Source organism: Anaerococcus nagyae (assembly GCF_017874535.1).
Taxonomy (GTDB): domain Bacteria; phylum Bacillota; class Clostridia; order Tissierellales; family Peptoniphilaceae; genus Anaerococcus; species Anaerococcus nagyae.
Genome location: NZ_JAGGLS010000002.1, coordinates 18,666 through 42,021, shown reverse-complemented (window position 1 = coordinate 42,021; position 23,356 = coordinate 18,666). Strand labels below are relative to the sequence as shown.

At 28.7% G+C, this 23,356-nt stretch carries 25 protein-coding genes and 2 tRNA genes; 2 read left to right on the top strand and 25 right to left on the bottom strand.

Annotated features, from left to right (window positions below; all coding sequences use genetic code 11):
* Window position 1: 1 nt before the first annotated feature.
* From J2Z39_RS02325 to J2Z39_RS02215, 23 genes are all read right to left on the bottom strand, one after another.
* Entirely contained in the window at window positions 2-724 is a 723-nt protein-coding gene (locus J2Z39_RS02325; protein WP_117520845.1) for a Stp1/IreP family PP2C-type Ser/Thr phosphatase, read from the bottom strand.
* 2 nt (window positions 725-726) lie between these two features.
* Complete coding sequence (gene rlmN / locus J2Z39_RS02320) at window positions 727-1,752, bottom strand: dual-specificity RNA methyltransferase RlmN (RefSeq protein ID WP_117520843.1); 1,026 nt, start codon at window positions 1,750-1,752, stop codon at window positions 727-729.
* A gap of 1 nt (window position 1,753) precedes the next feature.
* Window positions 1,754-3,034, bottom strand: a complete 1,281-nt coding sequence (gene rsmB, locus J2Z39_RS02315; RefSeq protein ID WP_117520841.1) for a 16S rRNA (cytosine(967)-C(5))-methyltransferase RsmB — start codon at window positions 3,032-3,034, stop codon at window positions 1,754-1,756.
* Window positions 3,027-3,974 (bottom strand): methionyl-tRNA formyltransferase, encoded by a 948-nt coding sequence (fmt, locus tag J2Z39_RS02310; protein ID WP_245325666.1) that lies wholly within the window; start codon window positions 3,972-3,974, stop codon window positions 3,027-3,029. The genes rsmB and fmt overlap by 8 nt, the downstream gene beginning before the upstream one ends.
* The gene (gene def, locus J2Z39_RS02305) at window positions 3,955-4,431 is read right to left on the bottom strand and encodes a peptide deformylase (protein ID WP_209813591.1); all 477 of its coding nucleotides are present in this window, start codon (window positions 4,429-4,431) and stop codon (window positions 3,955-3,957) included. Before def ends, fmt begins: the two co-directional genes overlap by 20 nt.
* Before the next feature lie 44 nt (window positions 4,432-4,475).
* Window positions 4,476-7,994: a chromosome segregation protein SMC gene (gene smc / locus J2Z39_RS02300; protein WP_209813742.1), complete on the bottom strand. Its 3,519-nt coding sequence runs from the start codon at window positions 7,992-7,994 to the stop codon at window positions 4,476-4,478.
* Complete coding sequence (locus J2Z39_RS02295; protein ID WP_209813589.1) at window positions 7,976-9,067, bottom strand: elongator complex protein 3; 1,092 nt, start codon at window positions 9,065-9,067, stop codon at window positions 7,976-7,978. The genes smc and J2Z39_RS02295 overlap by 19 nt, the downstream gene beginning before the upstream one ends.
* Complete coding sequence (rnc, locus tag J2Z39_RS02290) at window positions 9,060-9,773, bottom strand: ribonuclease III (protein WP_209813586.1); 714 nt, start codon at window positions 9,771-9,773, stop codon at window positions 9,060-9,062. The genes J2Z39_RS02295 and rnc overlap by 8 nt, the downstream gene beginning before the upstream one ends.
* Window positions 9,773-9,997, bottom strand: coding sequence for an acyl carrier protein (locus J2Z39_RS02285; protein WP_117520831.1), 225 nt, complete (start codon window positions 9,995-9,997; stop codon window positions 9,773-9,775). Before J2Z39_RS02285 ends, rnc begins: the two co-directional genes overlap by 1 nt.
* A complete protein-coding gene (plsX, locus tag J2Z39_RS02280) occupies window positions 9,990-10,973 on the bottom strand; it encodes a phosphate acyltransferase PlsX (RefSeq protein WP_209813584.1) in 984 nt (327 codons plus the stop codon). Before plsX ends, J2Z39_RS02285 begins: the two co-directional genes overlap by 8 nt.
* A 50-nt stretch (window positions 10,974-11,023) precedes the next feature.
* Window positions 11,024-11,203: a 50S ribosomal protein L32 gene (rpmF, locus tag J2Z39_RS02275; RefSeq protein ID WP_117520827.1), complete on the bottom strand. Its 180-nt coding sequence runs from the start codon at window positions 11,201-11,203 to the stop codon at window positions 11,024-11,026.
* 74 nt (window positions 11,204-11,277) lie between these two features.
* Window positions 11,278-12,468 (bottom strand): acetate/propionate family kinase, encoded by a 1,191-nt coding sequence (locus J2Z39_RS02270; RefSeq protein WP_117520824.1) that lies wholly within the window; start codon window positions 12,466-12,468, stop codon window positions 11,278-11,280.
* 62 nt (window positions 12,469-12,530) lie between these two features.
* Window positions 12,531-13,031, bottom strand: coding sequence for a hypothetical protein (locus tag J2Z39_RS02265; protein WP_209813582.1), 501 nt, complete (start codon window positions 13,029-13,031; stop codon window positions 12,531-12,533).
* The gene (locus J2Z39_RS02260) at window positions 13,028-13,522 is read right to left on the bottom strand and encodes a PilW family protein (protein ID WP_209813580.1); all 495 of its coding nucleotides are present in this window, start codon (window positions 13,520-13,522) and stop codon (window positions 13,028-13,030) included. The genes J2Z39_RS02265 and J2Z39_RS02260 overlap by 4 nt, the downstream gene beginning before the upstream one ends.
* Window positions 13,494-13,844 (bottom strand): competence type IV pilus minor pilin ComGE, encoded by a 351-nt coding sequence (gene comGE / locus J2Z39_RS02255; protein WP_209813578.1) that lies wholly within the window; start codon window positions 13,842-13,844, stop codon window positions 13,494-13,496. The genes J2Z39_RS02260 and comGE overlap by 29 nt, the downstream gene beginning before the upstream one ends.
* Window positions 13,828-14,271, bottom strand: coding sequence for a prepilin-type N-terminal cleavage/methylation domain-containing protein (locus J2Z39_RS02250; protein WP_117520816.1), 444 nt, complete (start codon window positions 14,269-14,271; stop codon window positions 13,828-13,830). Before J2Z39_RS02250 ends, comGE begins: the two co-directional genes overlap by 17 nt.
* Window positions 14,268-14,999: a prepilin peptidase gene (locus J2Z39_RS08570; RefSeq protein ID WP_281063082.1), complete on the bottom strand. Its 732-nt coding sequence runs from the start codon at window positions 14,997-14,999 to the stop codon at window positions 14,268-14,270. Before J2Z39_RS08570 ends, J2Z39_RS02250 begins: the two co-directional genes overlap by 4 nt.
* Window positions 14,983-15,354, bottom strand: coding sequence for a type IV pilin protein (locus J2Z39_RS08565; protein ID WP_209813575.1), 372 nt, complete (start codon window positions 15,352-15,354; stop codon window positions 14,983-14,985). The genes J2Z39_RS08570 and J2Z39_RS08565 overlap by 17 nt, the downstream gene beginning before the upstream one ends.
* 8 nt (window positions 15,355-15,362) lie before the next feature.
* On the bottom strand, window positions 15,363-16,460 hold the full coding sequence (locus J2Z39_RS02235) for a type II secretion system F family protein (RefSeq protein WP_209813573.1): 1,098 nt from the start codon (window positions 16,458-16,460) through the stop codon (window positions 15,363-15,365).
* A gap of 1 nt (window position 16,461) precedes the next feature.
* On the bottom strand, window positions 16,462-17,022 hold the full coding sequence (gene frr, locus J2Z39_RS02230; RefSeq protein WP_117520809.1) for a ribosome recycling factor: 561 nt from the start codon (window positions 17,020-17,022) through the stop codon (window positions 16,462-16,464).
* Window positions 17,023-17,739, bottom strand: a complete 717-nt coding sequence (gene pyrH / locus J2Z39_RS02225) for a UMP kinase (protein WP_117520807.1) — start codon at window positions 17,737-17,739, stop codon at window positions 17,023-17,025.
* 142 nt (window positions 17,740-17,881) lie between these two features.
* A tRNA-Leu gene (locus tag J2Z39_RS02220) sits at window positions 17,882-17,967 on the bottom strand.
* 1 nt (window position 17,968) lies between these two features.
* Window positions 17,969-18,045 (bottom strand) — tRNA-His (locus tag J2Z39_RS02215).
* A gap of 330 nt (window positions 18,046-18,375) precedes the next feature.
* Here J2Z39_RS02215 and J2Z39_RS02210 point away from each other — a divergent pair.
* A complete protein-coding gene (locus J2Z39_RS02210; protein ID WP_209813571.1) occupies window positions 18,376-18,978 on the top strand; it encodes a regulatory protein RecX in 603 nt (200 codons plus the stop codon).
* Entirely contained in the window at window positions 18,978-19,235 is a 258-nt protein-coding gene (locus J2Z39_RS02205; protein ID WP_209813569.1) for a GIY-YIG nuclease family protein, read from the top strand. The genes J2Z39_RS02210 and J2Z39_RS02205 overlap by 1 nt, the downstream gene beginning before the upstream one ends.
* Before the next feature lie 10 nt (window positions 19,236-19,245).
* Here J2Z39_RS02205 and J2Z39_RS02200 read toward each other — a convergent pair whose 3' ends face one another.
* Complete coding sequence (locus J2Z39_RS02200; RefSeq protein ID WP_117520801.1) at window positions 19,246-19,872, bottom strand: P-loop NTPase family protein; 627 nt, start codon at window positions 19,870-19,872, stop codon at window positions 19,246-19,248.
* 8 nt (window positions 19,873-19,880) lie between these two features.
* On the bottom strand, window positions 19,881-23,342 hold the full coding sequence (locus J2Z39_RS02195) for a penicillin-binding transpeptidase domain-containing protein (protein ID WP_209813568.1): 3,462 nt from the start codon (window positions 23,340-23,342) through the stop codon (window positions 19,881-19,883).
* Window positions 23,343-23,356: the final 14 nt, after the last annotated feature.

Here is a 23,356-nt window from a genome sequence, read left to right as displayed (position 1 = left end):
CTTACATTTTTATCGTTGTTACCGTTATATTATCGTGACCGCCTGATGCGTTTGCCGCATCAATAAGACTTGACGAAATATCGTAAACATCTTCATTTTCTTTTATAACACTTATTATCGAATTAACTTTCAATTCATTAAATAATCCATCGGTAGCTATTAAAATGATATCATCATCCTTTATCTCTATAGTTTTATAATCTGACTTAACCTCTTGACTAATTCCTACAGCTCTAGTGATTGCATTTTTGTTAATAAAGTTCTCTGCTTCATCTTCTTTTAAAGCACCACTATCTATAAGTTCATTTACTAAGGAGTGATCTTTTGTAACTTGTTTAAGCTCATCATTTCTATATAAATAAAGTCTGGAATCACCAATATGACTTATATGATATATATTCTTTATATAGTCTATACAAAGGCAAACTACAGTAGTTCCCATTTTCTCGTCTTTTTCTTTTGCAATTTCAAAAACTTTTTCATTGGAATATTTGATTGCATCCGCTTGTAAATCAGCAATATCTTCATATTTATCTATCTTTGCATTCTTTATAAAATCAGTATAAGACTTACTTGCAAGAGAGCTTGCAAGTTCTCCATCACTATGACCACCCATCCCATCCGCAACTATGAAAAAATCATAATTGTCAATGGAAACATTACTATATGAATCTTCATTTGTCTCCCTAAACTTGCCAATATTTGATATTGAACTAAATTTCATGATTACCTCACATAATTATTTCTCAGCTGGCCGCAGCTAGCGTCTATATCTTCACCCATAGAATATCTAATAGTAGCATTTAAACCTTTTTTTATCAGCCTATCTGAGAAATCATTTATGATCTTTCTTGAAGTCTTACCATGTTTAAATTCTTCTATTGGATTAAGAGGAATAAGGTTTATATGTACATTTTTACCTTTCATCAACTTAGTTAAATTGTATACATCGCTATTTCTGTTATTTACTCCGTCAATAACTACATACTCAAAAGAAACTCTTCTTTTAGTTTTATCTAAGTAATAGTCTGTGGCTCTCATTAAACCGTTTATATTATACTTTCTAGCTATAGGCATATACTCTCTTCTTTGCTCATCAGTAGGATAGTGCAAGCTAACTGCTAAGTTTACATCAAGACCTGTATCAGCAAGCTCATAAATTTTTGGAGTTAAGCCTGAAGTAGATATAGTTATAGACCTATGTGATAGGTTGCGACCCTTTTCATTTGTTATAATTTCTATAAATTTAATAATATTTTTAAAGTTATCCAAAGGCTCCCCTATGCCCATGATTACAATATTATTAATATCATCATTTAGTCTTTCAAGTTCATATACTTCTTCAATAATTTCGGAAGCAGTTAAATTTCTCTCTAGTCCCTTTTTAGTAGAGGCACAAAAAGTGCAGCCCATTCTACACCCTACTTGTGAAGATATACAAATAGTCTTCCTATCATGGTAATCCATAAAAACAGCTTCAATAATATTACCATCTTTAAGTTCAAATAAGTACTTCTTTGTATCATCTATATTAGATTCAAAACTTTTAAATAAACTTATCTTATCAATTTCAAAAACTTCATCCAGTTTAGCTCTCATATCACGTGGTAAATCTGTCATTTGATCAAAATCATTAATTTTATTAACATGAATTTGCCTAAAAACTTGCTTTGCCCTAAACTTTTTAAAACCCAAATTCTTAAATATTTCTTCTAGTTCTTTAATTGTCTTATCATTTATTGTTTGTTTCATATTATATCTTCTTAAACTTACTTATAAAAAATCCATCTGTTTTATCCTTGAAATTTATATATTCTATATAATCTTTACCTTCTATTGATAATAGCTGAAGATTATTTTGATTTTTTAAATATTCAAAATTATTTTTATTCTCAATATTTCCTATAGTACAAGTAGAATATACTAAAATACCATCTTTTTTTAAATACTTCATAGCTTGATCTAAAATTTCTCTTTGAAGCTTGCCCAGATTTTTTATATCTTCTATACTTCTATTATAGCGTATTTCGGGCTTTCTTCCCATAACACCAAGACCTGAACACGGAGCATCTACTAGAACATAATCAAATTGATCTTTATACTTTTTCTCTAATTTACATGCATCAAAACTTACAAGTTCAATATTTTTAAGGCCAAGTCTATCCATATTTTCTTTTATAAGCGGGAGTTTGTTAGTAGATATATCATTAGCTACAATATATGACTGGTTACTCGTGTACTCACCGATATATGAAGTTTTAGTACCTGGAGCTGCACATAAATCTAAAATGTTTGAATTTTCTTTTGGATCTAAAACCTCTATAACTTTTTGAGAAGCTTCTTGTTGAATAGTAAATAAACCATTTCCGAATTCCCTTGTACTAATAAGTCCTGCAGGATTTATTACTTTTAATGAATTTTTGCCCAAACTTCCTTCAGAAATATTATAACCTAAAACTTGTAAAGATTTTGTTAATTCATCCTTATTAGTTTTTAAGGTATTAACCCTAATAGAAATAATTTGCTCATCATTTATATATCTTAGGAAATTCTTGGTATAGTCCATTCCATAATTATCATAAATATAGTTAGTTATATCTTCTTGCAATGAATATCTAATAGAAAGAGATTTTATATCATCACTTTCATATATTTTTGCCACTTCATCTTCTTCTCTTATAAAATTTCGAAGTATTGCATTTACAAAGCCAGTTGATCTTTTATTTTTAGCTTTTGTAAGCTCTACTAACTCATTTACTATAGCATAATCCTTAGTATTTAAAAAATGAATATTATAAAATCCAATTTCTAGAATAGTTAATACATATGGATGAATTTTTTTTAATCTTACACTAGATAGCTTTCTTATCATATAATCCAGATAAATTTTATTTTCCAAAACTCCATATACTATTTTAGTAACTAAAGACAAATTACCTGCCTTATCGGCAAGTTTATTTATCTCTTCATTTGATTTTCTATCTTCGTAAATGACGGATTTAAGTATATTGAAAGCTAAGTTTAAATCAGTCATCTAGATAAATTCCCTTTTTAAAATCATTGCCCATAAGAAATGACTTGGTATCCATGGCTTTTTTTCCTGGAAATTGAAGTTTATTTATTCTAATAGCTCCATTTTTTGTACCAATTATAATATTATTTTTACTATCTGCTTCATAAACATATCCTGGATTTCCTTGATAAGAATCGAGAATTTCCGATTCTAAAACTTTTACATTTTTTCCTTCATAATGAAAGTATGCTTTAGGATAATCAATTAAAGCACGAATTTGGTTGTAAATTGCAAAGCTATCATTTTCCCAATTAATATTACCCATTTCTTTACTTATTTTTTTTGTAAAGGTAGCTTTACTATCATCTTGTTTAATCCTATTTACATAAAGTTTATCAAAATTTAAAAGAGTATATTTAATAGCTTTGGAGCCTAAGTTAGACATCTTATTTTCCAATGAATAATAATCATCATTGATATCAACATTTACAACATTTTGCAATAATATATCACCACTATCCATTCCTTTTTCTATAAGCATTGTAGTTGGTGCAGTTTCTTTATCACCATTTAATAGAGTAAACTGCATAGGTGCAGCTCCTCTATATTTTGGTAAAATTGATGGATGAAGATTGATTATCCTATCATGGAACTCTTCTAAAAGCAAATTACCAATTAATTGTCCAAAGGCAACTACTATTATAAAGTCAATTTCTAAATCTTTAAGTTCTTTTACAAATTCTTCAGTATTAACACTATCTGGAGTAGATACTGGTACATTATTTTCCATAGCGTATTTTTTGACTTCAGTAGGGGTAACCTTATTTCTTGATCTCTTCTTATCTTTAGAAGAAACCACTAGTTTAACATCAAAATTACTATCCTTACAAAGAACATCCAAAGTCTGCACAGCAAACTTTGGATTGCCCATAAAACATATATTAAGCATTTTCGATTTCATAATTTATCTCTTCTATAGATTTATCTCTAAATAAAACACCATTCAAATGGTCTATTTCATGGGATAAAATTACTGCTGGGAAACCATGAGCATCCCAAACTTTTTCATTACCATCTTCATCAATATATTTAACTTTAACATGTTCTGGTCTTTTAACAGTAGCATTATAATTTGGTATAGATAGACAGCCCTCAACGCCAATTTGTTCTCCATCAGATTCGACAATCTCCGGATTAACCAACTTTACTAGACCAGTTTCTTCATCATGTGGATCTACTACTATAATTCTTTTTAATATTCCAACTTGAGGAGCAGCAAGGCCTACACCATCGGCAGAATACATTGTCTCTCCCATGTCATCTAATAATACTTTTATTCTATCTGTAATCTCAGGAACTTCCCTACATACTTTTCTAAGTATTGGATCTCCTTCTATTCTTATATTTCTAATTGCCATACTTCCTCCTTGATAAGTTTATTTTACTTTTAAGTGTCTAATTATCAATCTTCGCTAAAGTCAATAGAGTATACTTTACTTATTCCATCATCACCTATAGTTACTCCATGTATTTTTTCAGCAAGTTGCATAGTGGTTTGTCTATGAGTGATCATTATAAATTGAGATTTTTCGGATAATGATTTTAAATATTCTATATATCTTTTTATGTTTGTTTCATCTAAGGCTGCATCTATCTCATCTAAGATTGCAAAAGGCGCTGGATTTGTTTCAAATATAGCAAATAAAAGTGCAACTGCTGTAAGAGCTTTTTCTCCTCCAGATAAAAGTGTTATTGACTTTAATGATTTTGATGGAGGACGTGCTATAATATCTACTCCCGCTAATAATACATTTTCATCATCTAGCTTAAGCTTAGCTTCCCCACCTATAAACAATGTCTTAAAAATTCTAGCAAATCTCTCATTTATAAGATCAAAGTTCTTTTTAAACTCATCTTTCATCTCGGACTCAAGAGATATTATCATCTTCTTTATATTATCCTTAGATTCTTTTAAATCTTTTACTTGAGTATCTATGAAGTTAAATTCTTCTAGACTTTCTTTATATAATTTTTCTGAATCTGTCGTAAAATAACCTATATTGTTGATGGATTTTTGTAAGCTTATAAGCTTATCTTTTTTAACTTCTACTGGATTTTCATCCTTATACTTTTTCTTAAGATCATTTATTTCTATACTTATATAAGGTTTTACTTCGTCTAAAAGATTGTTGTATTCCTTATCTATAGACTCCAATTTATAAGATAATTTTACTTTTTCTATATTAAAAGTATTTATATTCTCTTCAAGATCTTTTAAAGATTCTATAAGCTTACTATTCTCACTTTCCTTTTCTTCTAATAAACTTTTATTAGATTTCAATTCATTTGATAAATCAACTATTCTTTTAGATAAATCAAGATTTTTATTTAAAAGTTTTTCATTTTCTGTACTAACTTGACTAAGATTCTCATCAGTTTCCAGCAATAATTTATCTTCTATTTTCTGACTTTGAGATAGATTAGCTAGCTCTGCTTTAATACTTGATATTGTATTATTGATCATATTTAAGTCGCGATTAGAAATTTCTAGTTTATTTTTTGACTCCGATAGTTTTGAAGTGGTTTCTATCTTAAGTTTTTCATTAGCTTTAATATCCTCATTTATAGCATCAATTAAATCTTTATATTTTTTATAGTTATTGTTTAATTCATCTATATCTATATTAGAATTAATAACTGGGCTAATATTGTTATTGTCTTCTAGTTCTTCTCTTTGAGTGCTTAGATTCTCTAACTTATAGGTTAAATTTCCTATATCATTTGAAATTTTTGAGAAACTTTCCTTATTTTTCTTATATGAGTTTTCTAGTTTTTGACTTTCTTTTAAAACATCTTTTTTTTGTTTTTCCAGTTTAGAATGTTCATCTAAAAGCCTATCGTGTTCAGATTTAAGAGTACCTATCTTCCTTTTATTATCATTTAGTTTCTTATTTCTGTTTAAAATATTAATGTTGGATCTTTTATTTTTATTAGAACCAGCTACCATGGATCCCCAAGCGTTAATAACATCTAAATCTAAGCTAATTATTCTGTATCCTTTTATCTTTTTTGATAAACTAATAGCATCATCTATATCTTTTACAACCACAGTTGATCCTAAAAAGTGGTAAATAATATTTTCTAACTCTTCACTGTAAGATAAAAGTTCATAGGCCATAGCAATTACTTCGCTTTCCTTAGGTTTATCTTTTTTATAAGCTTTAATTGAATCAATTGGTAAAAAAGTAATTCTACCAATATTATTTTGATTTACAAAGTTTATCAAATTACGAGTTTCATCTTTACTTTTAGTTACTATGTTTTGTACTGCTCCGCCTATAAGGTTATCTATTATATCCTCATAGCCATCTTTTACATTTATAAGATTAGCTAGGGTATCTAGATAAAAATCCCTTAGCTTACTATCTTTGCTTTTATTTAGAAAGTCTTGAACCGAATAATTATATCCTTCGTTTTTCTCGATAAGATTTTTATTAAACTTATACTCATTTATTGCAGATTTAAGATTTATATTTGTCTTACTTCGATTCTTCTCATTTATAGAAAGTTCATTTTCTATATTAGTAATTTCTTTATTAATCTTTTCTAGTTCTAATTCAGATTGTTCTAAAATTTTCTTTAACTTTGATATTTTACTAGTCAAATCATCTATTTCTGTTGATAATTCATCCATTTGAAAGCTAATAAGCTCTATTTTTTTTTGATTTACTTTTTTTTCTTCATCTCTTTTTTGTTTTAATAACTCATTAGTTTTGAGATTAATATTGTAGTCGTTGATCGCATTAGAAATATTATTATATTTATCAGTTAATATCGATAAGTTTTTATTAAATTTACTATTCTTTTCTTTAAACTCATCTATACTTAAAGTTAAATCATTTATTAAAGTTTTAGTTGAATCAATTTCTTCATTTTTTCTGGATAAATTATTTTCTTCTTCTTTTAGTTTTTCAGTAAATTTTTCAAGTTTTTCTTTACTTGCTTTTAGATTATCTTCTATACGCTTGTAATCTTTTTGGTTATAAGCTAACTTCTGCTTGTTTAAATCTATTTTATTTTTGTTAGCTTCTATTGTTTTTTCATACTTAATAAGACTTTGCTCACTATTTTCTATCAAAGATTTAAGAGCTTTATAGTCTTTATTAAAAGGTTCTAATCTATCTTTTATATCAATAAGATTATTCTCATTAAGTTTAATGGACTCATCTATACCTTTAATCTTATCTTCCAGATTTTCCCTTTCTTTTATCAAAACCTTAGATTTATTTGTTAAATAGTTATAAGAATCTTTATTTAATTGTTCGGAAAGCTTTCTCCATTTTTGAAAATTTTTTGCTTCTACAGAAAGTTTTTCTAAATCATGAGATTTGTATTCCCACTCTCTTTCTATAATTTCTAAGTCTTCTGTAACTTTATTTAATTTCTTACTAGCTTCATCTCTTCTGTATTTATGCTTAGAAATTCCACTTGCTTCTTCAAAAATTGTTCTTCGTTCGATATTTGATGAATTAATAATTTCATCAATCCTACCTTGGCCTATTATAGAATAGCCTTCTTTCCCTATACCAGTGTCTAGAAAAAGCTCTCTAACATCCTTAAGCCTAACTTTCTTGCCATTAATCCTATACTCATTTTCTCCATCTCTATATATACGTCTTGATATCACAACCTTATCATAGGCTATATCTAAAGATTTATCCTCATTGGAAAAATTAAGATTAACTTCAGCTAGATTCAAAGAGTTTTTATTTTCTGCCCCTTGAAAAATTACATCATTCATCTTGGATCCACGAAGTGATTTTACTGATTGCTCACCTAAAACCCATCTTATAGCATCTGATATATTGCTCTTACCAGATCCATTTGGCCCTACTATAGCTGTGATTTGTTCATCAAAAGGTATTATTGTTTTATTTGCAAAGGACTTAAATCCCTTAAGCTCTATACTTTCGAGTCTAATATTAAATCACCACCATAATTTTTCTTTACATAAGCTTTTATAAATTTATCTAAATCAAAGTCTATTTTTTTATTATTAAATGCTATAAATTCCTCATTATTTGTTTTAAACTTTATATTAAGTTTGTATTTTTCATAGAAATAATTTTTATTTGACTTATTATTTCCTGATATTAGAGAAATATTTCTATCATTTGTATAAATTGTTATTTCATTTTTTAAATCATATGTTTTTATAAGCTCTTCTATATATTTTTTATAAATTTCTGATTCTACGAGTTGTCTCATAGCTGGATGAAATGGTCCAGCTATTACATCCTCACCCTCATTTATATTTTCTGTAGTTTGTAATCCAATTCTAATTATATTAATTTCTGCATACTTATAGAGAATTGCAGCTTCAGCAGAAACTTCAATAGCATCTTTAAGGCTTAATGGTTTATATATTCCCTTTTCATAAAGCATAGCAAGTTTTGTATCTTTAATTACAAGAGTTGGATATATTCTAACTATATCTGGACCACTTTTAATTGACTTAATAACTGTATCTATAGTTTTTTCAAAATTATCTTTATATAAGCCTGGCATTATTTGATGGCCTAGAGTAAAACCATATTCTTTTATGAGTTTAGAAGCTTCATAGCTTTCTATGACACTATGTCCGCGATCATTGTAATCTAAAACATCTTGACATAAGGACTGAATTCCTAGCTCTATAACATCTACTTTATATTCTTCTAAAATATCAAGAATAGAATTATTTATATAATCAGGTCTAGTAGATAATCTGATTCTATCAATAATTCCCTTCTCTTTGTATTCTCTTGCAAGCTCTAAATATCCTATCATAACATCTTTATCAAGACCTGTAAAAGATCCCCCAAAAAAAGCTATTTCTTTGATATTATCAGTTTTAGGAAAGTAGGTTAGGTTCTTTTCAATCTCACCTATAACCTTATTAGGTTTCATTGTATCTTTATAATTTGTGATTTTTACTTGATTACAAAAAGCACAATCATGAGGGCAACCTAGAAAAGGTATAAATATAGGTATTATATACTCTCTTTTAATCATTTTTTAATCTTTCATAGGCATTCTTAGCAGCATCTTGCTCTGCCTTTTTTTTATTTTTACCAGTGCCTGTAGCCAAAGTTTTGTTACCTACTTTAACAGACATGGTGAATACCTTATCATGTTCAGGGCCAGTTTGATCTACTAAAGTATACTTTAATATTTTTTTATCATGGGCATTATAATATTCTTGAAGCCTTGTCTTATAATCATTGAAAATCGCATCATTTTCTATAATTTTTAAAGCATCTTCTCTATAATTATTAGTTATAAAATTAAATAAAAACTCATAACCAGCATCTAAATATATTGCGGCACAAACTGCCTCAAAGGTATCTGCTTTAACGTGTTTTTTAAATTCTCCACCTTGTTTTTTCTCACCATGACCAAAGTTTAGATAGCTTGTTAAATCATACTTTTCACTAGCTTTAGCAAAAGAATCAGTACATACGAGTCTAGATCTAGTTTTTGTTAACCATCCTTCTGGTTTTTTGTGATAATTTTTAAATAAAATTTCACTTACTACCATATCTAGAACACTATCTCCTAAAAACTCTAAACGTTCATTACTCATTACTTCATTTTTCACTTCATTTGTATAAGAAGAATGAGTAAAGGCTACATCTATCAACTTTTTGTCATTGAAAATGTAGCCAATCTTATCCTCAAATTCCTTTAATTGTAATAGTCTTTGTGATGATAAGGTCATTAGTTCTTGCTTTCTATTAACTCAGCTATATCACTAAGAGTTTCTATTTCATCAAGTTCATCTTCTTCAAATTCAATGTTATATTTATCTTCAACTACCATGATAAAATCAAGCATATCAATTGAGTCTATATCTAATTCTGATAATTTTGTGCTCATATCCATATCAGCAAAATCTATATTTAAATTATCACTAGCAAGTTTAATTAATTCTTCTCTAACCATTTTTTAGTTCTCCTTCAATTTTTTCAATAGTATTGGTCTGTATATAATCCATAAGGCCCAATATAGCATTTGAAAAAGCTATTTCATTAGTATTTCCATGGGCCTTATACACATAAGATTTTACCCCAAGTAAAGGAGCTCCACCAACTTTATCAGTACTAAAAGTACTAGCTAGAGATTTTATATCTTTCTTTAAAAGTCCTCCTGCTATTTTATTTTTTGTTGATTTATAGATAGTAGATTTTAATGTATCTCCCATAATCTTTAATACTCCCTCAGCAGTCTTTAAAGCTATATTGCCATCAAAGCCATCAGCTACAATAATATCTACATTGCCAGCAAATAGATCACGTGCTTCAACATTACCCACAAAGTTTAAATTACTTTCTTTTAGTAATTTGTAAGTTTCTTTGCTAAGTTTATTTCCTTTATGTTCTTCCACTCCTACATTTAATAGACCTACTTTTGGATTAGCAAGGGACATAACATTTTCTAGAAAAACAGATCCCATTAAAGCAAATTCGTATAAGTATTCTGCCTTACAATCCATATTAGCTCCAGAGTCCATTAAAAGTGTCAAAGCACCATCAATTGATGGAATTCCTGCTGCAAGGCACGCTCTTTTTATTCCTTCTATCCTACCTGCTAAGAACAAACCGCCTGATAAAACTGCTCCTGTTGATCCAGCTGAAATAAGACCATCATATCCTTCTTCTTTTGACTTTTCATAGGCTAATACTATCGATGCATCTTTTTTTCTTCTTATAGCCCTTACTGGATCCTCATCATTTGATATATATTCATTTGTAGATATTATTTCATAATCATGAATTCTATCATGTATAGTTAGCTTTATTTCTCTCTCATTTCCAATAAAAACAGGCGTAAAGTCTATTTCTTGTTTAGCTAACAAAGCACCCTCTATAGTAACTTGGCTACCCTCATCAGCTCCATAAGTATCAATTAATATTTTCATAATTCCTCTTTTTGGGTACTAAAAAAGATAGTGTCAAACACTATCTTCTTCTATTCTGCATCAATTATTGCTTGGCCCTTATATTCCCCACAGTTTGGGCAAACTCTGTGTGGAAGTTTTGGCTCATGGCAATTTGGACACTCAACATAGTTTGATCTGTTCAAAGTATAAGCTGAGGCTCTTCTTTTATTTTTTCTAGTTTTTGATGTTCTTCTTTTTGGTACTGCCATCGTTACACCTCCTCTTATCAGATTTAGCAATCTTTAATATTATATATTGAGTGATCTTATCTGTCAAGGGATAATTATTTTACTAAGTTTTGTGTATCCCTTGCAATCATTAGTTCTTCATCTGTTGCTATTACCATAACTTTAACTTTAGAATCTTCTGCAGAAATAACGTGTTCATCTCCACGTACGTTATTAGCTTCATCATCAATTTTGATGCCAAATTGTTCAAACCCAGTCATGATTTCTTTACGTAATTCTATAGAGTTTTCTCCAATACCACCTGTGAATACAATAGCATCTGTGTTTTCAATTTCTGCCATATATCCAGCTATATATCTTTTTACTCTTGTTGTAAAGATATCTAAAGCATATTGAGCTCTATCATTTCCTTCTTTTGCAGCTTCTTCTAAATCTCTAAAATCGCTACTTACACCAGAAATTCCAAGAACACCTGATTTTTTATTTAAAATATTATTCATTTCTCCTGGAGAAACACCATCTTTTTCTTCTATATATGTTACTACGGCTGGATCTAAATCACCTGATCTTGTTCCCATTACTAGTCCTTCAAGTGGTGTAAGTCCCATAGTTGTATCAAATGATTTTCCTTCTTTAACAGCTGTAATTGATGAGCCATTTCCTAAGTGAGCTGATATAATATTGGTCTCATTTATATCTTTATTAAGAAGTTCAGCTGCTCTATTAGTTATATAATTGTGACTTGTTCCGTGGAAGCCATATTTTCTAATACCTTCTTGTTCATAGTATTTATAATCAATACCATATAAATAAGTTTTTTCTGGCATAGTTTGATGGAAAGCTGTATCAAATACTGCTACATTTGGAACATTTGGTAGTAATTCTTCACATGCCTTAAGTCCCATCATATTTGCTGGATTATGAAGTGGTGCGAATTTAGCTGCATCGTTAATAGCTTCTTTAACTTCATCATTAATTAAAGCTGACTTAGTCATTTTTTCTCCACCATGAACGAATCTATGTCCTACAGCATCTATTTCATCAAGGCTACCTATAACACCATTCTCACTATCAATTAGGGCATCAAATACATGTCCTACAGCTTGAGTATGATCTTGCATAGCTTCTTCTATAACAAATTCATCTCCGTTATTTTTTTGAACTAAACGGCTACCTTCAATACCAATTCTTTCAACAAGTCCTTTTACCATCACTTCTTCTGTATCCATATTAAATAATTGATATTTTAGGGATGAACTTCCGCAATTAATAACTAAAATTTTCATTTGATCTCCTTTAATTTCATTTTTTCATTATTTATTATACCAATACCCCAGCAATAAAAAAGTTAATATGTAAGTTTTGTAATAATTTCAATTTTTTTGCCATTATTTTTCAAATTGTCGGCATCATCTATAACTTTAAACCATATTTCTGAAGATGATTTTGAATTTCCCACCCTAATATTAAATATTGAAAGCTTATAGCTATCATTTATTTTAGGATCTTCTTTTCTATATATATGTCTTAGCTTAAGTGTATAATTTCTACCTTTATAGCTTATTTTAAGATCATCCTCTAACAAATATTTTTCTGTATTTTTATTTACTTCTTCATTTATTTTATTATATTTTTTATGATCTGTTAAAATTATATCTTCTAATTCATCATAGTTTTCTACAAGATACTTATTAATAACCGATTCTGCCAGGTATTGGGCTTGCTTTTTATTATATAAGTCAGATATGTATTCACTATTATTAATATTCTGTTGATATATAAAAGTTATTGTTAGAGATAATACTAATAACACAAATAAAGTGAGAATAGATATGAATCCTTTTTTCATAGTTTCTCTCCCACATATATTAAGCTTTCATACCTAATTTCGGTTTTATCTTTATTTAATAAGATTTTTACTGTTTTATTAGATGGATCAAAGTAAAGATATAAGTTCTCACATCTTGTTATTCTAACTTTTGATTTTCCTTTACTTTTATTGCTTATATTATCTATATAGGCGTATAGATACTTAATTCCATCGGATACTCCTGTAAGAAAGTTATAACTAGAAATTTGATTGCTTTCTCTATTTAAAACATAGACTTTAAAATTAGTTTCGCCATTATCTTCTATAAGCTCAATTTTATAGGCTGACCTAATAATATTGTCTATATATATAAATCCTACAGATGATTCCTTGTAATCTAGCTCATTTTGATATGCATATTTTGCTACTTTAATATTAGATCCAAATATAGCATAACAAGTAGCAATCAATATAGATCCTATAGCTAGAGCTGTTAAAAGTTCAATTAAAGTAAATCCTTTTTTTCTCATTATTTACCTCTAACACTTCTAGTTCATAGTTACTTGAATTAGCTTTTATTTTATCTAGATTATCATCATAAGGATTTCTTGTAATTATAACTTCTAACCCATTTACATATATATTTCTACTTCCATATTCCACATTAGAACTTGCCTTTTCACTTTCTATAGCTTCTTCTAATGCAAATATTACTTGTGGTTTGTCCTTTAGACTCTTTGAACTTTTTACTAGATCTAAGAGTGACGGCATAAGTAGAATTGCTATTATCGATAGTATTCCTAAGGCAACTACTGTTTCTATTAAAGTAAATCCTTTATTTTTCTTTTTCAATCCTTGAATGTCCTCCTGCCACTGTAATTTTTAGTTTGTACCTTTGCTTAGGATCTATCTCATCCTTATATTTTAAGTTGATAGTATTTGCATTGCTAACGCTACCTGTACTTGTATAAGTAATAATTTCAGCATTTGAAGTAAGAATTTCTATATAATTTAAATCTCTATAAATTACTTTAGAGCTATCATTTAAATCATTTGCTTTAATTTTATAAGAATCTCTATTTAATATTAATTTATAAGACGTACCTGTAGTTTGAGCTTTGATTTTAGCATGATTTATATCATTTGCCATTGTTTGTAATTCTAAATTTGCTTTAATCATATCTAATGTCTTAAATTTCGTAATTCCTATACCAACTATAGTAGAAATAATCGCAAGAACTACTAAAAGTTCTATAAGAGTAAAGGCTCTTTTTTTCATAAAAGCACCCCATTTTTAGATATTACAAGTATAAATGCGATAAATATATAAATACAAAAAGGTATCTCAATTTTAGTTGATCTATATTTAATAGCTATTAAAATAGCAAATATTGCTCCAATCCAAAGAGAATAAAGTATTAACCATATTATAAGTTCATTTGGTAAAAAAAGAAACAATGAAATATAAAAATAAACATCACCATTACCTATTCCCCCATGACTTAACTTATAAATTAGCCAATATATTATGGAAAATATTAATATTTTCTTAAAAAATTCAAAATCATAGGATAAGTACAAATATCTATAAATAGCTCCAATTATTGCTAGTACTAATACTTGATACATATAAATATCACAACTTTTAAAGTCTATTACAGCAATTATTAAGGCTAAAATAATAGAAAAAGATAATAAAATCGTTTGTCCTATAGAGTTTGGATTGTAAATTAATATCATCAATATTCCTACAACTGTTTCTGTAAAAAATATTTCTATAGGAATCTTAGTATTACAATATCTGCATTTACCTTTTAGAAATATAAAGCTAAAAATAGGAAATAGATCTAAAGGATGAAGTCTATGACTACAATAATCACAATGGCTAGGTGGATATATTATACTTTCTTCATTAATAGTTCGATTAATAACTAGATTAGAAAAGGAACCTAATATGGTCCCTAAAATAAATAAAAAGATGTATATCACTTTATTTAGTATAATCATTCTCATCAGGTAAAACAGTTATGCTATTTGAGTCAATTATAACTGTATAACCTTTCGGATTTTCTGCACTAGTTTTTGTATACTTTAGTCCATTTGGAAGTACTGGCCATTTTTCTACATAATCTTTTGCACTTTCTTGACTAGTCCAAGTAGCTTTATCACCAACATTCATCTCATGTTGTTTAACTAAAGCAGCTGTCTTTAGCATCTGAACATTGCTCTTATGAGCAGCTTCACTAGCAGCAAGCCTTGATTTATTATATCTTGGAAGAGCAACAGCCGCCAAAATTCCAATAATAGCAATAACTATTACAAGTTCTATTAAAGTAAATCCTTTTTTCTTTTTTGTTTTCATCATATCTCCTAATAAGCAATATTGTTGACTGAATCAAATATAGGTATAGCTACAGAAAATACTACAAAAGCCACAATAAGACTCATAAGTATTATTATAACAGGCTCTGCAACTTGTGACATTCTTCTTAATTTATAGATATAATCATTAGCATAATACTCACTAGACTTTTTTAGAGATTCTATTAGATTTCCGCTATCTTCTCCAATCTTAATCATAGATAAGAAAAGAGGAGAAAATAGATTTTTATTAGCCAAACTAGAGCTTAAATCATACCCATTTTTAAGATCTATCATCAAATCATCAACTATCTTTTTTATGTATGTATTGGTAAACGAATCTCTTATTATAGCTAAACTAGAAACTATATTTATATCTCCACTCCTCAAGATATATAAAAGAGAAGTAAACTGATATTCTAACTTAAGTCTCCTAAACTTGAAAAAAGGTAATTTTAAAAAATTAAATTTGTCAAGTTTAAATCTCATATATTTATCCTTTCTCAATATAAGAACAGATATAACTATAGATACAATAAAAATCATAAATACTAGTCCGTAATCTTTAAAAAAGTTTGCAATTTCCATTAAGATTATTGTAGCTTTTGGTAAACTCTGCCCTGAAGAATCAAAAACATCTTGAAATGTAGGCAATACGAAATTTACTAGTAATCCTACAATAGCAATACATACGACAAGTAATATAATTGGATAAATTAAAGCTTGTTTAAAGACAGCTTTGTTCTTAGAATCTTCTTCTATATAAAATGAAAGCTCATCTAATATCTCAGCCATCTTCCCACTTTCATCTCCACTTTTTATAAAAGCTATAATTAATGGATCAAAAAATTTTCTATTATTACAAAAAGCATCATAAATAGAACAACCGTTATCTAGGTCTTGATTTATGTTAACTAAAACCTTAGTTAACTTCTTATCTAAGTTTTGTTTTTCAATAATAGATAGGCTCTTATCCAATCCTATTCCTGAGCTAAGTAATAAAGACAGTTGTTTTAAAAATAAGGATAAAATCCTACTATTTATTTTGGTAGAAGATATATCCTTATTTAAAATATTTTTAATCTTGTTTTTATCTAATCTATTCAATTTACACTGACAATAATTCTTTATTTTTCTTTTCTGCTAGAACTTCAACTTCTTTGATATACTTATCAGTAATATTTTGAAGTTCTTCTTCTAGTGAAAATCTATCATCTTCAGTGATATCCCCAGATTTTTCGCTTTTCTTTACTTCATCCATAGCATCACGTCTTTTATTTCTTATAGAAATTTTAGCATCTTCACCATATTTATTTACTTCTTTTGTATACTCTTTACGTCTTTCTTCTGTAAGAGTTGGGAATGGTAATCTAATAACTTCACCATCGTTTTGAGGATTTATTCCTATATCCGCTTTAATAATTGCTTTTTCAATAGGTGCAATATTATTCTTATCCCAAGGTTTTATAACTAAAAGTCTTGCCTCTGGAATAGAAACGGTAGCAGCTTGATTAATTGGAGTTGGGGTTCCAAAATAGTCAAAAGTTATACCATCTAAGACTGCTTCAGTAGCCCTACCAGCTTTAATAGTTGCAATTCTACTTTCAAAAGACTCAACAGCTTCTTTCATTTCTTTTTCAGCTGTAAGTTTTATCTCGTCATAATTCATTTAAAACTTCTCCTTTACGATTGTACCCATAGGATCTTCTTCGTTAAATATTCTAACCATATTTTTTGGATCATCTATACCAAAAGCTATAAGAGGCATCTTATTATCCATAGCAAGACTTGTTGCTGTAGTATCCATAATCTTAATTTCTTGTTGTAAGATCTCTTTATAAGTTAATTTATCATATTTAACAGCATCATCAAAGATATTAGGATCCTTATCATAAATTCCATCGGTACCTGTTTTTCCTAGAAGGATTACATCAGCCCCAATTTCTAGAGCACGTAAGCTTGCAGTAGTGTCAGTTGAAAAATATGGTAAACCAGTTCCTGCAGAAAATATAACAATTCTACCCTTTTCAAGATGCCTTACCGCACGGCGCCTAATATAAGGTTCAGCAACTTCTTTCATATCAATAGCTGTCATAAGCCTTGTATCCAAACCCATCTCTTCAAGAGACCCTTGAACTCTAAGACCATTCATAACAGTACCTAGCATCCCTATGTTATCAGAACTTGCTCTATCAATAGTAGTTCCTGATCTACCTCTCCAGAAGTTACCACCACCTACAACAATTGCAATTTCTACTCCTAGCAAATGAAGTTGTTTTATTGATATACATATTTCCTCTATGACATCATCATCAAAACCAAAACCTTTGTTACCTGCTAGAGCTTCACCACTTAATTTTAAAACTACTCTTTTAAATTTTTGCAAAACATCCTCCTATTACTATAAATTATAACCTATTTTCATTTTTTTTAACAGATCTTAGAAACAAAATCAAAAATAAAGGTCTATTTATAATTATAAGCACAAAAAAAGAAGACACTGATTATTCAGCATCTTCTTTAAGCATTGGTGCGGGATAAAGGAGTTGAACCTTCACGAGAAATTCTCACTAGATCCTAAGTCTAGCGCGTCTGCCAATTCCGCCAATCCCGCATGGGGTGAGTAGTGAGATTCGAACTCACGGCCTCCTGGGCCACAACCAGGTGTCTTAACCAACTGGACCATACCCACCAGGTCACTACCCTATCTAGTATACACTATATAAAATATATGTCAAGTTTTTTTAAAATAATTTTTACATTAACTTAATATACATTTAATATAAGATGCCCAATGGCCTCATGCATTCTCAACTGCAAGATCTATTATAATACTATTCGCCTACCTTTGTCAAGATTTTTTTTATTTTTATTAAAATGTTTTTTTTTATTTTACTAGTAAAATATTTATGAGGTGAACTATGAAAAATAAAAAAACAATTTTAAAAATTTTTGCTATAGTAATAGCAATAGCAATGGTAGCTCCTATTATATATAATGCATATATATCTATTGCTGGTCTATGATTGTTAAAAAAATTAATTATTCAGATAGTTTTAATTTAGTAATATTAACTATTGATGGGGAAGATTTTTTTATATCTTATGACCTTTATAATGAATTAAACATACAAATAGATGATGAAATCAGCTTTGATACTTACAAAATAATTTTAGCAGATGATCAATTTAATAGGGCAAAAATTTTTGCCTTATCAAAAATATCATATGCACAAAAAACTAGTTTTGAGATTGAGAAGTTACTAAAATCTAATGACTTTAATAACAGTACTATAGAAAAAACTATAGCATTTCTAAAAGATTACGGATTAATTGATGATGAATCCTATGTAAAATCATATATATCTGATAAGCATAGTATATCTAGGTGGTCAAAAAATAAAATTAGATACTCTCTAAAATCAAAAAAGATAGCAGATTATCTAATTGAAGCTTATTTAGATGATATTACTTATGAAGAAGAATATGAAAAAGCTTATAATTTTGCTAATAAAAAAGCCCAAGGAGATTTTTCTTTAGAAAATAAGCAAAAAGTTTATAGATACCTTGCCTCCAAGGGATTTGAATTTGATATAATCAATAAAGTTTTAGGAGATATGTTTTAATGACTTATGGTTACGTATATATTTTAAGATGTAAAGATAACTCTCTTTATACTGGCTGGTGCAAAGACCTTGATAATCGAATAGACTTACATAATAGTGGAAAAGGTGCAAAATATACTAGATCTCATCGTCCATGTAAACTCGTGTATTTCGAAGAAATATCGGATAAATCAGAAGCATTAAAAAGAGAAATTGCTATAAAAAATTTATCAAAGCAAAAAAAAGAGGACTTAGTCAAAAGCTTTAAGCTTTGCTAAGTCCTAATTTTTATTTTCTGAATCCAGATCTTAATCTTTCAAAGAATCCTATTTTAGCAACTTCTACTTCATTTTCATTTTTTAGATTTTCAATAATTTCTTGAAAATATCCGCCTTCTTTTACTGTTCCAAGAAATTTTGAGCTTTTACTATCAATTTGATCCTTATATTTTCTAACATCATAATCATCAGAAACTCTATTTATAAAAAATGCATCACTATCGCTCACATAAGATAGGTCATTTTCACCTACTATGTCAATTACATATTTATCCGATAATAGATTTTTATCTATCCCATTTATAATTACATAGTCATAGGAAACATCTGATAAAAGTTTTTTTATATCTTCACTTTTTATTTCATATTTATCTTCAAGTAAAGGACTAATTATAAAATCCAAATTATCATATTGATTGATAACAACCATTGAAAGAGGAGCAAGTTCTGTAAAATAATCAGCTATATCATAGGTAATCATTCCATCTTTTTTAAAATAATCTTCTATATTAGATGCAGCCTTCCTTTTTCCTTGAATTAGTAAGACTTTATTGGAATTTTTTAAGTTTTCAGCAAGATTAACTGAAAAGTCAATCTTCCCTATTCCATCTGGTCCATTTATAACATATATTTGCATATTCACCTCTAATTACTAGTTGTATCTTTTGTCTTATTTTGTGATTGATTATCATTTCTTATAGGGTCATCATCATCTAGATTTAACTCGTCTGGATTAATGTTTGGTTCATCGCCATTTGTAACAGAATCTCCTAATTCAGTTATATCTGCATCAAGTTTTGTATCACCTGAATTTGATATAAATACATCTAAGTCAAAGTATTTAGATACTAAGTCTCGCATAATAGGAGAAGCATTATAGGATGTATCTCCTTGAGTTAATACTATACTAATCGCAATCTCTGGATCATCATAAGGAGCAAATCCTACCATCCAAGCATAAGAATCATAATCTGTCCCATCCGGATTTTTACCTTCTACTTCTGCAGTACCTGTCTTAATTCCTATATCTACTGGCATTTGATTTAAAATTTTATTATTTTGAGATACTAAAAGTGTACCGTATTTAATATCTTCTAGATATTTTTTATCTTTTAAATCTATTCTAGTTCTTTGTGGAACATTATTAAATAAAACATCCCCTGAATCATGATTGGTTATCTTATCTACTAGTGTTAATTTATTTAAGTATCCTCCATTTGTAAGACCTGCTATAGCTCTATTCATTTGTATCGGTGTATAAGAGTTTTGACCTTGACCTATTACAATATTAAGCATATCTGTAATATCCCATTCAGCTTGGTTTAAATATGTGAATTTTATAGTATCTGCAAGTCCTGCTCTATCTTCTCCTAAAGATTGTTCTGCATTATATCCTTTTTCATCTAAGAAATCTATAATTTTACTACGAGTCCACTTGCTAGGACTAGATGTCATATTTACAATTTCTAGAACATCATTTTCAAATTCACTTTTTGATTTTTTTACGCCATCTTTTAAGTAAACTGGTAACCTATCTTTAAGATAGTTTTGTAGCATAGCTTTAGTTATTTCTACTTTCTTGCCTATTGATGGGATATTGCCAGTTGTTTCTTTCGGTATATTTACTTCAATACCAGTTGGCTGATCAAGTCCTAATTTTTCTGCTGCTACTCTTATGTCATTTAATTCTAATTTTGTCCCAATGGACTTACCATCATGTGGATTTTCTCCTAGAGCTAATACATAGAAATAATAGTTATTTGAATCTCTAATTGCTCCGTATAAGTTTTCCTCACCTTGGGTAATACCATACTCTGTCCAAGCTAAGTTATTAAAGGTTTGATCTCCTACTTCTACATATCCATAATCTGTAATAACTGCTTGAGGATCAAGACCATTTTCTAGAGCAGCTAGAGATGTTACAAGCTTAAATGTTGACCCTGGCATAACCGCAGTTTGTGTTGCAATATTTAGCATAGGTCTTGGCACCAAAGGACCACTATCTTCTTCTACTTGTAAACTTTCCCAATCTGATTGTGATATACCTGTTGAGAAAAGATTTGGATCATATTCCGGATAAGAAGCCATTGCTAGAACTTCACCTGTTTTTACATTTGAAACTACTACTGCTCCACTATTTGCATGGGAAGCTTGACGTAATGGCATAAATGAACCATACTCTGATTTATACATCTCTCCTTTTCTAAGAGCTTCTAAGACCCCTTCTAAAGATTTTTCAGCTTGTCTTTGTAAATCTATATCAATTGAAAGATATAAATCATCTCCTGGTTCAGATGGAGTTTGAGATATGGTTTGACGCCTATTTCCAGAGGAATCTACTGTTACTAGACTCTTTCCATTTTTACCTTTTAAGTTATCTTGATAAGATTCTTCTATACCTGTTTTACCAATGATTTCATCTCTTAGATAATCCCTTTGATTCACATACTTATCTACTTCTTCAGTAGTAGCTATAGGTCCCATATATCCTAAAATATGACTTGCAAGATATCTATTAGGATAGGATCTTATAGGTATAGTATCAACTTGTATACCAGAAGTAGAGTCAATATTTTCTTCTATCTTTAAAACAGTAGATTCATCAATATTATAGACTAGATTAATTGGCCTATATCCAAAGTTACCTTGTCTCATTACTTGATTATCTATAGTTAAAATTCCAACTACTTCTGGGTCACTATAATCCTCTAAACCATTAATTTTTTTTAGATATTCTAAAATAGCTTTTGCATCATCTTCATTTTCTAATACCTCCACAACCTTATCTCTAGGGTTAACTTTATCCTTATTAGCATAATAAGTATAAAAATTATTTTTTTCTATATTGAAAGTATAATCCCATTTTTCAGGATCTTCTTCAGATATATCTATAGATGGATATATATTATTTTTAGTATTTGCATTTTGAGCAAGATACTTAACATCTTCTGATAAGATAAGTGGTTTTAATAGATCATTTTCATCTGCTATCCTTGCAAGCTCATCAACTGGAGAACCTGCTTGAGCATTTTTAAAGTTTATCTTGACAGTATAAAGATTTTTATCATCTTCATTTTCTGTTATAACTTCTGTTTCAAAATTAGCATATATACCTTTATTTTCTAATTGTTGTATTAGAGTATCTGCTGGAATAACGTATTTGCCATCTTCATTTACAGTAGCCTGAGTTAATACATCAGCAACTGTAGAACTTTTAACTATCTCATAAAAATCATTAGCTGGTGTACTTTTTAGTGTTACTCCTGGATAAGCTTTCGATAATTTAGCTTTTTTTTCTATTAAATCTTCATCTGCTTTAACTACATATGGTTTTAGAGTAATATTTCCCAGCAAATCATTATTTTCAAGGATATTATAGGCAAGTAGTCTAGCATTTGAATTTTGTAATATAGATAATAATACAGACCTATCATTTCCAACAGAATTAATTACTACATCTACTGGATTGTCTTCTTTTGTGTAACCAATAGCACGTAATTTATTTTCTGAGTGATCTTTAAATTTTACATTTAAAACTCCATCTTTTTGACTTACGTGAGCAGGTATATCAATACCACGTTTTTTTAATGCAAGAAGTGCAGTGCTCATAGTCTCGTACTTAACATTGTCATCTTTATAAACAGATGTTAAAAACTCCTTTACAAGTCCATTGTCAATCAGAGTCGAAACTACAACTTCACTTGGCATTTGTCCTAAAATAAAATAATCTTCATCTCTTTTGTAAGTGAACGAATTTAGTTTAATAGCAAAATCATCAGTATAATTAACACCATCCGCTTCTAATATTGTTACTAACTTATCTAGATTTTTAATTTTCTTTTCATCTTTTTGATCTAATAGCTGATCTTTATAAATTTGTACAGCAAAAGATGGAACACTTGTTGCGAGTATTTTACCATTTCTATCATAGATATTTCCTCTACTTGCAATCTCATCTACTTCTTTAACTTTTCTATTATCTGATAAATCCCTATAATAATCGCCCTGACTTATCATTACAGAAAATAATCTGCCAACAATTATTAGCATTAGTACTATTACAAGTATCTCAATGAATATTAATCTTCTTTCTTTTTGTTTTCTCACCTAGCAATCACCCC